Below are 16417 nucleotides of genomic sequence, written 5' to 3' on the forward strand. Positions count from 1 at the left end.
CTTTTTCAATCTTGTATTTTACGGAAGGACAGACGGCTTTTGAGTTAACCCGGCGCAAAAAAGCGAAAGCCTGTCTTGCTCCGGTCTTAAGGGGCGCCATCAGCGTGCACTTGCCGCCTTTTTGTCGATATACCGCTCAAGACGGTCAAGCCCTTCTTTCAGGACATCGAGCGAATAAGCATACGACAGGCGGACATGGCCTTCGCCGTATTCGGAGAAGGCGCTGCCGGGGACGAGGGCGACACCGGCTTTTTCAACGACATCGAGGGCAAAGTCAAACGATGGCATGCCAAAGGCGGCGATCGATGGAAACAAGTAAAATGCCCCGTCCGGTTTTTCGACCGGCAGCCCCATCGCGGTTAGGCGGTTGTAAGCGTACTCGAGCCGTTCCGCATAGGCGGCGCGCATTGCCTCGGCGTCATGTTTGCCGGCGGTCAGCGCCTCAATGGCCGCCTTTTGACTGATCGACGAGGTGCATGAGACGCTGTATTGGTGCACCTTCACCATCTGTTCAATCACAAACGACGGGGCGAAGACAAATCCGATGCGCCAGCCGGTCATCGAGTGCGATTTGCTTAAGCCATTGATGACGATCGTCTGCTCGGGCAGCCATTCGGCGATCGAACGATGGCGGCCGCGATAGACGAGTTCGCTGTAAATTTCGTCGGATACGATCCAAATTGGCCGTCCTTTCAAAAGGGAAGCGATGTTCTCAAGCTCTTCGGCTGACAGCGCCGTCCCGGTTGGATTTGATGGGTATGGAAGAACGAGGCAGCGCGTCTTTTCCGTCAAATAAGGCGCAATGAGCTCAGCCGACAGACGGAAACCGTTTGGCCTTGTGTCGATGTACACCGGTTTCGCCCCGCACAGGCGGATGAGCGGTTCATAGCCGGGGTAGACCGGCGCGGGAAGGAGCACCTCTGTTCCTTCCTCTAAAATGGTGCGAAACGCAATATCAAGCGCCTGGCTGGCGCCGACGGTGGCGATGACTTCGTCCGGCGTGTAACGAAGGCCGTACTTGTCAGCGACGAATTGGCAAGCCGCCTCGCGCAGCTCAATTAGGCCAGCGTTTGCCGTGTACGTTGTAAAATCCGCCGCGATGGCTTCTTGAGCGGCTGCTTTCACATGTTCGGGAGTTGGAAAATCCGGCTGGCCGATCGTCAAGGAAACAAGCCCCGGCCGTCCAGCGACAAGGTTGAAAAATTGGCGGATGCCTGATAATTGAATCGCTTGAACGCGTGGCTGAATGAGGTGTCTCACTTGTTGTCCACCTTTCCGTTTTTCCTCTATTGTACCATTTATGTCGAAGAACGAAAAAATAAAAATGAGCCCCTTTCCGTTTGCGTCATTCTGCACACGGAAACGGGGCTCATCCGGTCATAGATGATTCACAATCCAACATTATTCGCTCCTTTTACGCGCCGTATTGTTTCAACAAATCGTTATATTGGGCGGAAAGCTTGAAAAACAACGGCTTGTTGCCGGCCGCGAGCGCTTCATCAATTTGTTCCATCAGTTTTTTTCTTTGAAACTGAAAGATCGCCTCTTTCAACACTTGTTCCGCCATCGGCCCATAGCTGTTTTTTTCTTCGGGTTGATTGAACAAGACGGCGCCTTCATTTGGATATTGTTTTTCGTACATGGTTGATTCCCTCCCATATGGGAACAAAGGGTTCCCTTTTTTATATTATCGTCGTTTTTGGCGATAATGTAAAGAAAATTTTGATAAATTTTTTTGCCAATTTTTCTCTACATCTTTCTGTACCCTTTTTAGGTTGGGATGTAACACATTTTCGGTTATGATAAGAGAAGAGAAAAAATGGCAAGGTGTGATGGTGATGATCCGTACATGTGCGATAACAAAAGAGTTTGAGATTCTGCATGATGTTGATTTGACGTTTGTCAACAGCCCGGACGTTTCATGGTATTGGGTCGATTTTCACGAGCCGACGGATGAGGAGTCGGACTTGCTCGCTTCTTTTTTCCGGTTCCATCCGCTTGCCATTGAAGACTGTTTGGAGTATGTGCAGCGGCCGAAGCTCGATTTTTATGACCGTTACTTATTTATTGTCCTTCACGCGATCGCCGGGGCAACGCTTGAAGCTGAGGAAGTCGACTTATTTGTCGGGCAAAATTTCATCGTGTCTTTTCATAAGTCACCGATCCATGCGGTGGATGACGTATGGGAGCGGCTGAAGCGCGAGCAAGATGTGCAGCAAGGGCCGTTTCATGTTATGTATCGGCTCATTGACAAGCTCGTCGACGATTATTTTCCGCCGCTTTATCATATTGAGGATGTGTTGAATGACCTGGAGGAGAATACGAATAACGAACCGATTCACGACATTATCGAAAAGGTGTTTGATATCCGCAGCGATTTGTCGAAGCTGCGCCGGACGATCGTGCCGATGCGCGATTTGTTGTATCGCATCATCCACTCCGATCGCCTGCAGCGCATGAAAGAACGACAGTTGTATTTTCACGACATTTACGACCATTTATTGAAGCTGTCGGAAATGATCGAGACCAACCGCGAGATTACAGCAGATATCCGCGACAGCTATTTGTCGCTGAACTCGAATCGAATGAACAACATTATGATGACGTTTACGGCCATTACGACGATTTTCATGCCGCTTACCTTTATCGCCGGCATTTATGGGATGAATTTCAACTATATGCCTGAGTTGCGCTGGAAATACGGCTACTTTGCGGTATTGGCTGTTATGGCCGTGATCGGCATGACGATGTTTGTTTGGTTTAAGCGCAACGGCTGGTTTCAATTGTTGAAAGGCGATTGGACGGAAGAGGAACGGAAGCGCCGCCGGTAGCCGTATAAAACAAGCGCTCCCCCTCATATACATAACTATGGCAGCGTGACCGCAAAGGAGGGGGAAGGATGGTAAGAGGCATTTGGGGAGTCGATTCCGCGCAGGTGGTCACGGATCAGCTGTTTCAGTGCGTGCGAACCGAGCTCGGCTACCCGAAGTTTTGGGGCCGCTATTTGGTCGAGGTGCCGAACGTATCGGAAGGATTGACGCGGGAGGAGATCGCCCGCATTCGCAACTATGGGGTGAAAGTGCTGCCGATCTACAACGCCTTCCGAGAGGCGGTCGGCTATGCAAACGGACAGGTGGCGGCGCGCAACGCCGTATTCCATGCGCGGCGGCTTGGCATTCCAAAAAATAAACTGCTGTTTGCCAATATCGAGGACTTTTTTGCGGTTGATGCGGCTTGGATCGCGGCTTGGGTGGAAACGCTCTATCCGACCGGGTACCGCCCGGGGCTGTATGCGGATCCGACGAAAGGAGACTTTGCCGCTGCCTATTGTGAAGCGGCCGCACGGAACAATCAAGTGGCGGTGCAGGCTGTTATTTGGAGTTCAGCCCCAAGGCCGGGAACGACGAAAGAGCAAAAAGCGCCGCGCTACCAGCCGGCGGCCCCGCCCTGCAGCGCAAATGTGTGGGTGTGGCAGTACGGGCGTGATGCCGAAGTGTGCCCGGTCGATACGAATTTGGCGGACCGCCGCCTTCTCGATTTTTTGTATTGAATCGAGACCGTTGCCATGAAGCAACGGTCTTTTTGAATGCATGGACGAAAAAAGGCTGTTTTGCTTTCATTTTTTTTGATAATGTTTTTCGCCCCTGCCGACTATATTACTAATAGGAAAAAGGGAGGATGAACGTGAAAATACAAACGGCGGAACGGCAGGCCGATGGGCGGAAAGGAGGGGGAGATTGGATTCTTACACTGCTTCGTTATTAAGCCGATTGAAGGAACAGTATGAACGATGGAAGACGGAAGAGCCGTTTGCGGGGGCGGAGCTGATCCGGTTTTTAGACGCTGTCGGCCGGACGGCGGCGGTGATGAACCGCAGCGATCTCGCTGTTGAAGCAGACCGCCTTTCTCGCCGGATGAATCAGCAAAAGGAACGGAAATGGACAGCGGAGGAGGCGTTGGCGGAGATGTTTCCGCTCCTTCGCTGCTGCTATGAAGCGGGAGAATCGGATGCTTCGTTCGTTTCCCCTCCCGGCCGCCAAGGGCCGGAAGCGGCCATTCTCCTCTGCGGAAACGATCCGCTGTTTTCTGCGTATTTGCGCGGTTCGTTGCAAACGACGCCGTGGCGTTTCATCACACTTCCATTTATTGAACAACCTGCGGCCTCTTTAGTACAATTGGGCATAGATTGCATTGTGGTGATACTTGAGGAGGACGGCGCAGATGCTTCCGTTTTTGACGCTTTTTTGAACGATGCAGGCCGCCATTCATATATTCCAGTGGCCATTGTGGGTGGGAACAGACGAAAAGGCGAGGAGCTGAAATGGTATGAGATCGGCGCCGACGATGTCATGGCAAAGCCGGTCGCGGTCGGCGAGTTTTTCATTCGCATCCGCCGGCTTGTGGAAAAAAAGCAGAAAATTGATCAGTTAGTGCTGATTGACGAATTGACCGGCGTTTACAACCGAAAGTACTTGCCGCGAGTGTACGCTCGTTTGCGGAGCGATTTAGAGCGGTCTCGGACGCCGAGCTGTTTGGCGCTGCTTGATTTGGACCGTTTTAAGCAAGTTAACGATCGGTTTGGTCACTTGGCGGGCGATGCGGTGTTAAAGAAACTGGCTGCTTTTTTGCTTGCACATACGCGTGGGATGGATACGGTCGTTCGCTTTGGGGGAGAGGAGTTTGTCGTCTGGCTGGCCAAAACGACAAGAAATGAAGCGCATCGCGTGCTCAAACGGCTGCAGCGCCAATTTGCTGCTGAGGAAATCGAAGCCGGCGGCGTGCGCCTGTCATGCACTTTCTCGGTTGGTTTTGTTGAGTGCGATGACCCAGACGAACCGCTTGAGCATTGGCTTCGTCTGGCTGACGAAGCGCTGTACGCAGCCAAAAAGAGCGGGGGATGTCGGGTTGAAGAAGCGAAGAGGGAAGCCGTTCCGACCGATGGCGGCCGAGCGAAAAAAGAACGACGCCAAGGCAATGGGCAACGATGGTCTGTTGCGATCGTCGACGATGATGAACTGGCGCGGACGGTCATCGCTGACCTCGTCCGCAAGCTTGCGGACGAGCAAGAACGGGAGGCGGACATTTACGAGTTTAGCGACGGGCTTTCATTTCTCGAATCGCCGGTGTACAAAGGCGAGAAGCGCTCCGTCGTCATTTTGGACCGGGTGATGCCGAAAATGGACGGTCTTGAGGTGTTGCGCCGCCTCCGCCGCCAGCAAAAGCCGTATAAGGTGATAATGTTGACGTCGCGCCAAGATGAGCGGGACATCGCCCGCGCCATTGACGAAGGAGCGGACGAGTATGTGACGAAGCCGTTTAAATGGCTGGAACTGGAGGCACGCCTGCGCCGGCTGCTAAAGGAGTTTGATGAGTAATGGCGCTCATTGTCGCCGTCTTGATGGTTGCTGTTTTATTGGCGGTGCTGGCCGGGCTGTTTCTTTATTTAGTCGTGCGCAAATGGCGGGAAAACCGGCGCCAAGCCCGGCTTCATTTCTATAAAGAACAGCACCGGCTTCCTTTGCTTCGCTATTTGCTCGGCGAAGAGGAGCTTTCGTTTCGTTTTTCGTCTCCGCTCGAACGGGAAGCGGTGCTTCAACTGCTCGATGGCTTTGCTTCATTGCTTAAAGGAAAAGACGTGCAAGTGCGCATTCGAGCGTTTGCCGAGACCCATTTTCAAGGTTGGCTGCGCCGGCAATTGGCGAGCCGGCATTGGAGCGAACGGATGAACGCATTATTTTTCATTGAAGATTTGCATATGAAAGCGATGTTGCCAGACCTCGAGCGGCTGCATCGGGCGGATGGGGCGACAAGGGGAGAGGTGGCAAAAATTTTAACCATTTTCGCCAAGTTCGATTACGATCCAGTGGCCATCTATGTGTTTAGGCCAAACCGCGAACTGACGGAATTTGCGTATCGCCTCATTTTCGGCCATATGAGCGAGCGGCTGCTTGAAGAGGTGAAACAACGGTTTGCCGAGCTGCCGCCGGCCGGAAAGTATGCGTTTATCGATATGATCGGCATCCGGCGCCGGCAAGAACAGCGGTTTTTGCGGCGCCTGCTGGCAGCAGAAGAACCGGAAATTCGCATCCGCGCGCTCAAGGCGATGGCAGAAATCGGCATGCCGCTTGAAGCGGAGAGGCTCAAGCAGCATTTGTGCTCCTCCCATTGGCAAGAGCGGCTGATGGCTGCCCGCCTGGCGGGAAAATGCCGCGAAGAGCGGCTTCTTCCGTTGCTGTATGAGCGGCTTAGCGACCGTTCATTTGTTGTTCGTTCTGAAGCCGCCGCGGCCATCGCGCGTCTGCCGGGAGGCCGAACGGCGTTGCGCGCCGCGGCGCGCACAGCATCGGATCGTTATGCTCGTGATATGGCGAGGCAGTGGCTTGGAGGAGGAGAATGATAGTGGAAGCGTGGCGTTCGTTTCTTTGGGTCGCAGGACATATTGTACTGATTTACATGGTCATCGTTCTTCTTTTTTATGCCTTTTTGCTTGTTGTCTCGTTCATCCATTTGCGCCGCATTCATCGTCTTGATGACTGGGAGCCGTATGAAGAGCTGCTCGATGCGAGCTATGCCAAACCGGTGTCCATTCTTGTTCCCGCTTATAATGAGGAAGCAGGCATCGTCGGTTCGGTGCGGTCGCTGCTGGCTATTGAATATCCTGAGTACGAGGTCATTGTCATTAACGATGGATCGACTGACAAAACGCTTGAACGGCTGATTGAGCATTTTCATTTGCAGCTGGTCTATCGCATCATTCGCCGCCAGCTGGACGCAAAGGAAATTAAGGCGGTTTATCAGTCGCTTAATTATCCCCATTTGTTTGTGCTGGATAAAGAAAACGGTGGGAAAGCGGATGCGTTGAACGCGGGAATCAACGCTTCTCGCTATCCATACATTTGCACGATTGACAGCGATTCGGTTTTGGAGCGGCGCGCGTTTTTGAAAGTGATGAAACCAATGCTTGAGTCCGACGGGGAGATCATCGCTTCTGGAGGAAGCGTCCACATCGCCAATGGCTGCCGGATTGAACGCGGGGAGATCGTCCAGGTTGGGTTGTCGCGGCGGCCGCTCGTCATTATGCAAACGATTGAATATTTGCGTGCGTTTTTGCTCGGCCGTCTCGGCTTAAGCCGCCACAACTTGCTGCTGATTGTGTCTGGGGCGTTCGGCGTCTTTTCCAAGCCTTGGGTGATTGAAGCAGGGGGATATGCTAATACAGTTGGCGAAGATATGGAGCTCGTCGTGCGTCTGCATCGACTGGCGCGGGAAAAAAACGAGGCGAAAAAAATCATCTACATCCCCGACCCGGTTTGCTGGACGGAAGCACCGGAAACGTATGGCGATTTGCGGAGGCAGCGGCGACGCTGGCATCGCGGGCTTTTGGAAAGCTTATGGATGCATCGATCGATGCTGTTCAATCCAAAATATGGCTCAATCGGCCTTCTTTCGCTGCCGTATTTTTGGTTCATTGAGCTTCTTGGTCCGATCGTTGAATTGATGGGCTATATTGTCGTTGTTTTCTCCTTATTTCTCGGAAACTTGTACGTCGAATTCGCTCTTTTGTTGCTGACGGTTTCGGTTTTGTACGGTTCGCTGTTATCAGCAGTAGCCGTCTTGCTTGAAGAGTGGACTGAGCGGAAGTTCCCGAGCATCTCTGATTTGGTGAAGCTGTTTTTCTTCGCGTTGACCGAGACGTTTTGGTACCGTCCGCTTACCGCTTGGTGGCGGTGCGAAGGGGTGATCGATGCCATTCGTCGAAAAAAACAATGGGGAAGCATAAAGAGGAAAGGGGTCTCAGCGTAGCCGACAGAACAGCGGCTGGCTTATTTGTTTTAGAAGGCCGGTGATTGAACAGGAAAGGCGGCCCAATCATGTTTCTCCTCAAATGGAGAAGCCTTACGGATATTGTTCTCCTCTTCATTCGAGAATCATCAATTTAGGGAAAATGGTTGCTTTTCACCGCCTCTTAGTGCAGCGAAAACGAGAGGGGACTTTCATTGCAAGACAGGGTGGGCGAAAAAGCAGGTTGAAGCAAAAGAGACATCGATGCCCCTGTTGCCGACCCGGCGCTAAGATGTGCCCACTGTTGAAAAAAACCGGCGTCCGCTTAATAGCGGTCGCCGAGCCGTTTAAATACGGGTCTTGTCAGCCGTTTCGGCTTTTGTTCCGGCTTTTCCTTCAGTCCGGTGTAGGCGATGAGAATGGCTTTTGCCTCTGACAGCGGCATCCGAGCTGGAGGGTTGCGGTATGAATCGTTGAGAGAGCCAAGGTGCGGAAGGGCGGCGAAATCTTGTTTTGTCGGTGGGATGTGGAAGTAGTAGTCGCCGACGGCGACAAGCACGTCGGATTGCTGTTGACTGTATCTCGGATTGCGGGAAAAATGGAGGCCCACTTTTTTCGCCTTGCCCTCCTCAAGCAGCTTCTCGATCGCTTTTTTCTTCAGAAGATAAAGAAACGAAGGGTTCAATGCTGTTTTGGCATGGCGGTTGACGGTAAAAATCGCTTTGGCAATATTGTCGACCGTTAATTGCACCGGTTTCATCGGCATGTCTCCTTTTTTCTTTCTATTATAACATAGGAAGCGGTGTTGTTGCCCGGTTTGTCCTACTTCTATCCGGGGGTAAGCGAAAAAACGGTCAACTCCGGCGGAGCGAAGAAGCGAAGCGGCACCCTTGTTGTGCCAAGGCCGCGGTTGACGTACAACAAGAGTCCGCCGACGTGGTAAAACCCTTCATAATACCGCTCAGACAACGGCGGCGTGATGAGCGGTCCGATAAACGGCAACTGAATTTGCCCGCCGTGGCTATGGCCGGAGAGTTGAACGTGAATAGGGAAGCGGCGAGCCTCAATGGCACCGTCCGGCTCATGAACGAGGGCGATCGTATATGTCGCCCGAGGAATGCCGTTCGTCATTTTCGACCAGTCCGGGCGTCCGAGCATCATATCGTCGCTGCCGGCGATAGCGATCGCCCCGTGGCCGCGCCGGACGAGTGCATGCTCATTGACGAGAACGCGGAACCCGGCTCGTTCCATCAATCGACGGTAAATATCTGTCCCGTAGCCGCCGTGATCATGGTTTCCGTAAATGCAAAATTTTCCAAGAGGAGCACGGACGCCAGCCAACGCCTCAGCGACCGCGTTGACGTGCGGATACCGGTTCGCCTCATGGAGCAGATCACCTGTGAATACGACGAGATCGGGCCCGAGTTCGTTGATGCGGCCGATAATGCGGTAAAAGCGTTTCAAGCCGTAATAATGGCCGAGATGGAGATCACTGAACTGCAGCAGCTTGACGCCGGCAAACGACTTTGGGATCAACGGATGCGACAGCGCATGGTGCGTCACGGTCAGCTCGGCTGGCTCAATCCAGCGGGCGTATCCAGAGGCGGCTGCCATCGCCAGCGCTGCGCTGAAACTTGTGCGCGCCAGCTTTTTCAAAAAGGCGCGCCGGCTTAGTTTGGTTGTTTCGATATGGTGCATCGTTTCGCCGTCCTTTCACAAGCAGCTTTATTATAACGAAAAGAGAGGGAAAAGGACAATAGGAGGACTAAGATGTTCGAATATTCCACTATTTTATGATATGATAAAAATGAATGAGTAATCAGTCATAGGAGGAGAAATGGATGAACGGAAAAGTGATCATTGTGACCGGCGGGTCGAGCGGAATGGGGAAATATATGGCGAAGCGGTTTGTTTCTGATGGGGCCAACGTCGTCATTACGGGAAGGCGGGCCGAGGCGCTCGAAGAGGCCAAGCGGGAAATCGCCGCGCCGGATGGAGGGAAAGTGCTTACGATCCCGATGGATGTGCGCAACCCGGAACAAGTGGCGCACATGGTGGAGCGGACTGATGCGGAATTCGGCCGCATCGATGCCCTCATCAACAACGCGGCTGGCAATTTCATTTGCCCGGCGGAAAAGTTGTCGATCAACGGCTGGAACAGCGTCATTAACATTGTGTTAAACGGCACGTTTTACTGCAGCCGGGAAGTCGGCAACTACTGGATTCAGCGCGGCTTGAAAGGGAACATTATCAACATCGTTGCGACATATGCCTGGCATGCCGGCGCCGGGGTCATTCATTCAGCGAGCGCCAAGGCTGGAGTGCTGGCAATGACGCGCACGCTTGCTGTGGAATGGGGGAAAAAGTACGGCTTCCGCGTCAATGCGATCGCTCCCGGACCGATTGAGCGGACTGGCGGGGCGGAGCGGCTTTGGGAATCAGAGGAAGCGGAGCGGATGACGTTGGAAAGCGTGCCGCTCGGGCGGCTCGGGACGCCGGAAGAAATCGCGGCGGTCGCTTCGTTTTTGCTTTCGGATGAAGCCGCTTACATTAACGGCGCTTGCATCACAGTCGACGGCGGCCAATGGCTGAACCGGCGGCCGTTTTAATCAAATTTGCCATAAAGCAAGATGGTCCTCACCCAAAAGGGATTGCAGGCGGTATTTCTTCATTTATCGCGGGCAACCGGCTCATTGCACGCAACGGCCTTTGTCACAAGCGGATTCCCTGCTGTCAGGGGAGCCGCTTTTTTTTTACGAGTCAGGAACGATTGGGCAATTATGCTATAATAAAGGCAAAGATGGTCGATGGGGATGAGGTGAACACGATGGATGCATTAGACGTGATGGCCAACTTGCCGCAAGTGATTCCGCACTATCAACCGATTTTCAGCGCCGATGAGCATGGGGTCGTCGGCTATGAAGTGCTCGGTCGGTTTCAAACGGAAACAGGGCCGGTCAGCCTTGGGCCGTTTTTTCACGATGAAACCATTCCAGAAGAATTTCGCATCGAAGTGGATGATGTGATCACGAAAAAAGCGCTCGACTATTTTCTGTCGCTTGATGATCAAACGCTGCTCATTTTTTTAAACCGCGACGCCAACTTGCTGATGCTTGACCGCGGCGAGTCGTTTTTGCAGCTGCTTCTCTCCTATGAAGCGAAAGGGTTGGCCCCAAGCCGCATCGTTTTGGAAATCAACGAGCAGCATTTCAAGGGAGACGTCGATCAGCTCAGCCATTTATTGACGTATCTTCGTACATACGGCGTTAAAGTGGCGGTCGACAACATCGCCGAACATAGCATTCATCTTGAGCGGATCGGCGTTTTGTCGCCTGACATTTTAAAAATCGACTTGCATGAATTGCGAAAAACGTCGGTCCACCAAGCTTATCAAGAAATCGTTCATTCCATTTCGTTGTTGGCGCGCAAAATCGGAGCGACGCTTCTGTATGAGGATATTGAAACATCATTTCAGCTTCAGTACGCATGGCGGCATGGCGGCCGCTACTACCAAGGATACTATTTGGCTAAGCCGGCGCCGGAAGTCGTGCCGCGCGATCTGTTGAAAGACTTGCTCCGCCAAGAGTGCCATCGCTTCATCCAGCAGGAAAAGAAAAAGCTTGAAACGCTGTATCAAATTGCTGAGCAGTTTCAGCAGCGGATCAGCGCGCTGCTTGGCAAATACAAAAAAGCCGCCGATTTTAACGAGCTCATTTCCCTGTTGGCCGGCGAGCTCGACGATGTTTGCTTCCGCATTTATGTTTGTGATGAGGACGGCTTCCAGCAGTCGGGCAATATGTTCAAGCGCGGCGGCCGGTGGGAGCTTCAGCCGCAATATTATATGAAAAACTGGAGCTGGCGCCCGTATTTTTTGGAAAACATTATTCGCATGCGCTCGCGCCGAAGAGGGATTTTGTCCGATTTATACACGGATATTGAAACAGGGGAAACGATCCGGACGTATTCGTATCCGATCGATGAGCGCCATTACTTGTTTATTGACTTGTCGTACAGCTATTTGTTTGAGCATGACGCCCATTATTGACTGCATAAAATCGCCTCATTGCGGCAAAGTAAACATGAGGTGAAACTTATGGCACAGTTAACTTTTGTGTTATCCGCCCTCTCTGTATTGATCGCGGTCATTGGGTTCGTCTATACGGTTCGCCTCGGACGCCAACAGCGTTGGCAAGGGGAGCTTGACGGGCCGATTCCGAAAACGGTCGAGGAGCATGCCTACTTGCGCAACCCGGTGTTCCTCGCTTATGTACTCGCTGTCTTGCTCGCCATTTTTGCCATTGGTTATTTGGCGTTGCGCTATTATTGAAAAAAGGCCATTCCATTCATATGGGTGGCCTTTTTGCCTGTCCGCAAATGACGCTTTTTTCCACGACTTTTTTCCTTTGCCGGCGAATATATATGGAAGCGGAAGAGGCAAAGGGGGAATGGAGATGACGAAGCGGCTGCCGACAAGGCTGTCGGGCGAGGAAGCGGCGTTATTGCTTGACGTTTTGTTCAGCCAGCAATATGCACTCGAGCTCATCCGCTCCGAGCTGGCGGATATCGAAAACGGAGACAAGGAGGTCGATGAACACCGGTACCAGCAGCTGTTGCGTTTATACGACCGACTGTTGACAGAGGAAGAGGAAGGATAAAAATTGTTGTGCACTATCGCTATCGCAGGAAGCGATAGTCTTTTTTATGGTATGATAACAATGTGGAGAGGAGAAGATGCAGAAGAAAGGCGGAACATCGGCATGACATGGGAACACAATGAATTCATGCAAATGACTGTCAAGCCATTTCTGATTCCGGTGGATAAAGTGGCGCATGTGCAGCCGGGAAATTATTTGGATCATGCGCTGCTCGTCCTGACGAAAACCGGCTATTCAGCGATTCCAGTTCTCGATACATCGTATAAACTGCATGGGCTCATCAGCATGACGATGATGATGGATGCAATTTTAGGATTGGAGCGCATCGAATTTGAACGTCTCGAGACGATGAAGGTCGAAGAAGTGATGAACCGAAACATTCCGCGCCTGCGGCTTGACGACAGCCTGATGAAGGCAGTGGGGCTTATTGTCAATCATCCGTTCGTGTGTGTGGAAAATGACGACGGATATTTTGTAGGCATTTTCACTCGACGGGAAGTACTGAAGCAACTGAATAAACAGCTGCACAGGCCTAATGGCGGCCGGAAGCTAGGCCGAAAAGAGGCTGAACAATGAGCAGAAAGATAATCGTGTGCAATAACAAGAGCAGCTGGCTTTGGCTGATCAGTTCGGAAGCTGCGTGGCAACTTCCGCAAGTGCAAGCCTTCGAGAAGATATTTACAGCATTTTGCTCGATGAATTTGTGCTTGTCACAATGATCTCTGTTTTGCTAAAGTAAAAAAGAATACAGGTGTAAAGGAGGATATCGCCCATGAAGATGATGGACGCCAATGAAATCATTTCCTTTATTCAAAACAGCAAAAAATCGACACCAGTCAAAGTATACATAAAAGGGGATCTCGAAGGCATCGATTTCGGCTCAAGCGCCAAAACATTTATCACGGGCAACGTCGGCGTCGTGTTTGGCGAATGGCAAGACATTCAAGCGGCAATCGAAGCGAATCAAGACAAAATCGAGGACTATGTCGTCGAGAACGACCGCCGCAACTCGGCCATTCCGCTCCTAGATTTGAAAGGCATCAAGGCGCGCATTGAGCCGGGCGCCATTATCCGCGACCATGTCGAAATCGGCGACAACGCCGTGATCATGATGGGAGCGGTCATCAACATCGGTGCGGTTGTCGGTGAAGGAACGATGATCGACATGAATGCGGTGCTCGGCGGCCGGGCGACGGTCGGAAAAAACTGCCATATTGGCGCCGGAGCGGTGTTGGCCGGAGTCATTGAGCCGCCATCAGCCAAGCCGGTCGTCATTGAAGACGATGTCCTTGTCGGCGCGAATGCCGTTATTTTGGAAGGCGTCACCGTCGGCAAAGGGGCGGTCGTCGCCGCCGGGGCGGTCGTCGTCGAGGATGTGCCGCCGTATACCGTTGTCGCCGGCGTGCCGGCGCGCGTCATTAAGCAAATCGACGAACAAACGAGAGCGAAAACGGAAATTAAACAAGAGCTTCGCCAGTTATAATGACGGGAAAAAAGCTGTCCGCTCACGGGGCAGCTTTTTTCCAATGGAGGAGAGAGGATGGAAGCGATCAGCCCATTTGTCGCCATTCGCCGCGACTTGCATCAAATTCCGGAGCTTGGGTTTCAGGAGTTTAAGACGCAGCAATATTTGCTTCGCTATATCCAGTCCCTGCCGCAAGAGCGGCTTCAAGTCCGGACGTGGAAAACGGGGATTTTCGTCAAAGTCAACGGAACATCGCCGCGCAAAACGATCGGCTACCGCGCCGATATGGACGGGCTGCCGATTCGCGAGGAGACCGGTTTGCCGTACCGCTCTGAACATGAAGGGCGCATGCACGCGTGCGGCCACGATGTGCATATGAGCATCGCTCTTGGCGTGCTCACCCATTTCGCACATCATCCGATTCAAGATGACTTGCTGTTTATTTTCCAGCCGGCCGAGGAAGGACCGGGCGGAGCAAAGCCGATGTTAGAAAGCGACATCATGCAGGAATGGAGGCCGGATATGATCGTCGCCTTGCATATCGCCCCGGAATATCCGGTCGGCACTATCGCGACGAAAGAAGGACTGTTGTTTGCCAATACATCGGAGCTGTTTATCGATTTAAAAGGAAAAGGCGGACATGCAGCCTTTCCCCATTTGGCGAACGATATGGTCGTCGCTGCCTGCACGCTCGTCGTTCAGCTGCAGTCGATCGTCGCCCGCAACGTTGATCCGCTCGACAGCGCCGTCATTACGATCGGGAAAATTGCCGGGGGGACAGTGCAAAACGTCATCGCCGAACATGCCCGGCTCGAGGGAACGATCCGGACGCTGTCGACTGCAGCGATGCAGAAGGTGAAGCGGCGGATTGAGGCGATCGTGCGCGGAATCGAAGTGGCCTACGAATGCGAGGCGGCGATCGATTACGGCGCCATGTACTACCAAGTGTACAACGATCCGGCGCTGACAGCGGAATTTATGAAGTTTGCCAAGGCGCACGGCGGCGTGAATGTGATCCGTTGCAAAGAAGCGATGACTGGCGAAGATTTCGGCTATATGCTGGCGGACATCCCGGGTTTTATGTTTTGGCTTGGCGTCGCCTCACCATATGGGCTGCACCATGCAAAACTGGCTCCGAACGAGGAAGCGATCGACCGCGCCATCGCGTTTTTAATCGACTATTTTTCATGGAAAGGAAACGCAGAATGAAGTATAGTTCCGCCTCTAGCAACACACATTAATGAGTGTGAGGAGGTGGATTGTGATGGCGAAAATTGGTGTTGAGCCATCGTTGACGGACGTACAGGAAGCGTTGAAAGAGCGAGGATATGACGTTGTGCCGCTCCGAGGGGAGCAAGACGCAAGAGGCTGCGACTGCTGCGTCATTACCGGCTTGGATGCAAACGTTGCCGGCATTCACAACATCGTCACGTCCGGTCCGGTCATTGAAGCGAGCGGGCTTACCGCGGAAGAAATTTGCCAAAAAGTTGAAGAAAAACTTCGCTAACGACGAAATTCATCGGGCTGTGTGCGCAGGCAGCCCGTTTTTTTGCGGAAAGGCGCGGGCCGGCCGATTAGAAAAAGGCAGCATGAGGAAAAAGAAGCGGAAGAACGTTTTCGTTCTCCTTCTTTTTTGATAGAATAAGAAAAAAAGCAATGATGGGCAAGCGATGGAGGAATCACTGATGAAAAAGAAACAGTTTGCCGTCATCGGCCTCGGGCGGTTTGGCGGCAGCATTTGCCGCACGTTGAGTGAACAAGGGATGGAAGTGTTGGCCATCGATATTGACGAAGACCGGGTGAACGAATTTGCGGCGGTCGCCTCACACGCCGTCGTCGGTGATACGACGGACGAAAATGTGTTGAAAAGCTTAGGCATCCGCAACTTTGACCACGTCATTGTCGCCATTGGCGACAACATTCAGGCGAGCATTTTGACGACCCTGATTTTAAAAGAGCTTGGCGTCAATCATATTACGGTCAAGGCGACAAACGATTACCACGAAAAAGTGCTGAAAAAAATCGGCGCTGACCAAATCGTGCATCCAGAACGGGACATGGGCGAGCGGATCGCCCACAACTTGATTTCCAACAACGTCCTAGATTATCTGGAGCTGTCGGACAAATACAGCATTGTCGAAATCGTGGCAAGCGAGCGGCTTGACGGCCATTCGCTTTTGGAGCTTGACATCCGCGCCCGCTATGGCATCAACATCGTCGCCATCAAGCGTGGAACAAGCGTCATCGTCTCCCCGCTCGCTTCGGAAATCATCCGCAAAGGCGACGTGTTGGTCGTGATTGGCGCCGACAGCGACATCGATCGGTTTGAAGAAAAAGTTGTCGGCTCGTGACCGGCCGGACGGCTTGTTCCGACGGCAAAAAAGCAACGTCCCTCTAAACCGGAAACAATATTGCGGTTTCATCCTATTTCGCGCAGGAGACTCCCACTTCAACGACCAAAGGGAGTAAGTGGGAGAGGAATGCGCGTTCCCCCCTTTCTTTTGTGTATGATATA

The 16417-nt window shown here is 52.5% G+C and carries 18 protein-coding genes; 14 read left to right on the forward strand and 4 right to left on the reverse strand.

Translation table 11 applies throughout. The features are described from left to right. Positions 1-99 precede the first annotated feature (99 nt). Entirely contained in the window at positions 100-1260 is a 1161-nt protein-coding gene (locus CV944_RS09115; protein WP_094239837.1) for an aminotransferase A, read from the reverse strand. 154 nt (positions 1261-1414) lie between these two features. Beyond that, positions 1415-1642: an IDEAL domain-containing protein gene (locus CV944_RS09120; protein WP_100659902.1), complete on the reverse strand. Its 228-nt coding sequence runs from the start codon at positions 1640-1642 to the stop codon at positions 1415-1417. A gap of 196 nt (positions 1643-1838) precedes the next feature. On the opposite strand from CV944_RS09120, the gene corA reads away from it, so the two are divergent. From corA to CV944_RS09145, 5 genes are all read left to right on the forward strand, one after another. Continuing rightward, complete coding sequence (gene corA, locus CV944_RS09125) at positions 1839-2831, forward strand: magnesium/cobalt transporter CorA (protein ID WP_198518515.1); 993 nt, start codon at positions 1839-1841, stop codon at positions 2829-2831. Positions 2832-2899: 68 nt separating this feature from the next. Continuing rightward, entirely contained in the window at positions 2900-3550 is a 651-nt protein-coding gene (locus CV944_RS09130; protein ID WP_100659904.1) for a glycoside hydrolase domain-containing protein, read from the forward strand. A 187-nt stretch (positions 3551-3737) separates the two neighbouring features. Then, the gene (locus tag CV944_RS09135; protein WP_100659905.1) at positions 3738-5375 is read left to right on the forward strand and encodes a GGDEF domain-containing response regulator; all 1638 of its coding nucleotides are present in this window, start codon (positions 3738-3740) and stop codon (positions 5373-5375) included. Continuing rightward, on the forward strand, positions 5375-6397 hold the full coding sequence (locus tag CV944_RS09140) for a HEAT repeat domain-containing protein (RefSeq protein ID WP_100659906.1): 1023 nt from the start codon (positions 5375-5377) through the stop codon (positions 6395-6397). Before CV944_RS09135 ends, CV944_RS09140 begins: the two co-directional genes overlap by 1 nt. Continuing rightward, positions 6394-7803 (forward strand): glycosyltransferase family 2 protein, encoded by a 1410-nt coding sequence (locus CV944_RS09145; protein ID WP_100659907.1) that lies wholly within the window; start codon positions 6394-6396, stop codon positions 7801-7803. Before CV944_RS09140 ends, CV944_RS09145 begins: the two co-directional genes overlap by 4 nt. A 304-nt stretch (positions 7804-8107) precedes the next feature. Here the strand turns inward: CV944_RS09145 and CV944_RS09150 are convergent, their stop codons facing one another. Beyond that, entirely contained in the window at positions 8108-8542 is a 435-nt protein-coding gene (locus CV944_RS09150; protein ID WP_014195334.1) for a YkyB family protein, read from the reverse strand. A 68-nt stretch (positions 8543-8610) separates the two neighbouring features. Then, positions 8611-9480 carry a metallophosphoesterase gene (locus CV944_RS09155; protein WP_063330707.1) on the reverse strand — a complete coding sequence of 290 codons (870 nt, stop codon included), beginning with the start codon at positions 9478-9480 and terminating at the stop codon, positions 8611-8613. Positions 9481-9623: 143 nt separating this feature from the next. Here CV944_RS09155 and fadH point away from each other — a divergent pair, with 143 nt between their 5' ends. The 9 genes from fadH (at position 9624) to CV944_RS09200 (ending at position 16253) form a co-directional block, all read left to right on the forward strand. Next, a complete protein-coding gene (fadH, locus tag CV944_RS09160; protein ID WP_011230544.1) occupies positions 9624-10391 on the forward strand; it encodes a 2,4-dienoyl-CoA reductase in 768 nt (255 codons plus the stop codon). A 218-nt stretch (positions 10392-10609) separates the two neighbouring features. Next, positions 10610-11827 (forward strand): EAL domain-containing protein, encoded by a 1218-nt coding sequence (locus CV944_RS09165; RefSeq protein WP_044743258.1) that lies wholly within the window; start codon positions 10610-10612, stop codon positions 11825-11827. A 48-nt stretch (positions 11828-11875) separates the two neighbouring features. Continuing rightward, on the forward strand, positions 11876-12109 hold the full coding sequence (locus CV944_RS09170; RefSeq protein ID WP_011230546.1) for a hypothetical protein: 234 nt from the start codon (positions 11876-11878) through the stop codon (positions 12107-12109). Between the two features lie 124 nt (positions 12110-12233). Next, positions 12234-12437, forward strand: a complete 204-nt coding sequence (gene abbA / locus CV944_RS09175) for an antirepressor AbbA (RefSeq protein WP_100659908.1) — start codon at positions 12234-12236, stop codon at positions 12435-12437. 102 nt (positions 12438-12539) lie between these two features. Continuing rightward, positions 12540-13013 (forward strand): cyclic-di-AMP-binding protein CbpB, encoded by a 474-nt coding sequence (gene cbpB, locus CV944_RS09180; protein WP_100659910.1) that lies wholly within the window; start codon positions 12540-12542, stop codon positions 13011-13013. A 196-nt stretch (positions 13014-13209) separates the two neighbouring features. After that, a complete protein-coding gene (gene dapD, locus CV944_RS09185) occupies positions 13210-13920 on the forward strand; it encodes a 2,3,4,5-tetrahydropyridine-2,6-dicarboxylate N-acetyltransferase (RefSeq protein ID WP_011230549.1) in 711 nt (236 codons plus the stop codon). A 57-nt stretch (positions 13921-13977) separates the two neighbouring features. Continuing rightward, positions 13978-15111, forward strand: coding sequence for an N-acetyldiaminopimelate deacetylase (locus tag CV944_RS09190; RefSeq protein WP_100659909.1), 1134 nt, complete (start codon positions 13978-13980; stop codon positions 15109-15111). A gap of 55 nt (positions 15112-15166) precedes the next feature. After that, positions 15167-15409: a YkuS family protein gene (locus CV944_RS09195; RefSeq protein ID WP_044743255.1), complete on the forward strand. Its 243-nt coding sequence runs from the start codon at positions 15167-15169 to the stop codon at positions 15407-15409. A gap of 178 nt (positions 15410-15587) precedes the next feature. Then, the gene (locus tag CV944_RS09200) at positions 15588-16253 is read left to right on the forward strand and encodes a potassium channel family protein (RefSeq protein ID WP_044743254.1); all 666 of its coding nucleotides are present in this window, start codon (positions 15588-15590) and stop codon (positions 16251-16253) included. The last annotated feature ends 164 nt before the right edge of the window (positions 16254-16417 follow it).

This window comes from Geobacillus sp. WSUCF-018B (assembly GCF_002809985.1).
Classification (GTDB): domain Bacteria; phylum Bacillota; class Bacilli; order Bacillales; family Anoxybacillaceae; genus Geobacillus; species Geobacillus thermophilus.

Coding starts and splice junctions, on each gene's coding strand:
- CV944_RS09130 (WP_100659904.1), top strand. CDS start 2,900: ATGGTAAGAGGCATTTGGGGAGTCGATTCCGCGCAGGTGGTCACGGAT.
- CV944_RS09150 (WP_014195334.1), bottom strand. CDS start 8,542: ATGAAACCGGTGCAATTAACGGTCGACAATATTGCCAAAGCGATTTTT.
- CV944_RS09170 (WP_011230546.1), top strand. CDS start 11,876: ATGGCACAGTTAACTTTTGTGTTATCCGCCCTCTCTGTATTGATCGCG.
- dapD (WP_011230549.1), top strand. CDS start 13,210: ATGAAGATGATGGACGCCAATGAAATCATTTCCTTTATTCAAAACAGC.
- cbpB (WP_100659910.1), top strand. CDS start 12,540: ATGACATGGGAACACAATGAATTCATGCAAATGACTGTCAAGCCATTT.
- CV944_RS09190 (WP_100659909.1), top strand. CDS start 13,978: ATGGAAGCGATCAGCCCATTTGTCGCCATTCGCCGCGACTTGCATCAA.
- CV944_RS09195 (WP_044743255.1), top strand. CDS start 15,167: ATGGCGAAAATTGGTGTTGAGCCATCGTTGACGGACGTACAGGAAGCG.
- CV944_RS09120 (WP_100659902.1), bottom strand. CDS start 1,642: ATGTACGAAAAACAATATCCAAATGAAGGCGCCGTCTTGTTCAATCAA.
- abbA (WP_100659908.1), top strand. CDS start 12,234: ATGACGAAGCGGCTGCCGACAAGGCTGTCGGGCGAGGAAGCGGCGTTA.
- CV944_RS09200 (WP_044743254.1), top strand. CDS start 15,588: ATGAAAAAGAAACAGTTTGCCGTCATCGGCCTCGGGCGGTTTGGCGGC.
- CV944_RS09155 (WP_063330707.1), bottom strand. CDS start 9,480: ATGCACCATATCGAAACAACCAAACTAAGCCGGCGCGCCTTTTTGAAA.
- CV944_RS09140 (WP_100659906.1), top strand. CDS start 5,375: ATGGCGCTCATTGTCGCCGTCTTGATGGTTGCTGTTTTATTGGCGGTG.
- corA (WP_198518515.1), top strand. CDS start 1,839: ATGATCCGTACATGTGCGATAACAAAAGAGTTTGAGATTCTGCATGAT.
- fadH (WP_011230544.1), top strand. CDS start 9,624: ATGAACGGAAAAGTGATCATTGTGACCGGCGGGTCGAGCGGAATGGGG.
- CV944_RS09145 (WP_100659907.1), top strand. CDS start 6,394: ATGATAGTGGAAGCGTGGCGTTCGTTTCTTTGGGTCGCAGGACATATT.
- CV944_RS09165 (WP_044743258.1), top strand. CDS start 10,610: ATGGATGCATTAGACGTGATGGCCAACTTGCCGCAAGTGATTCCGCAC.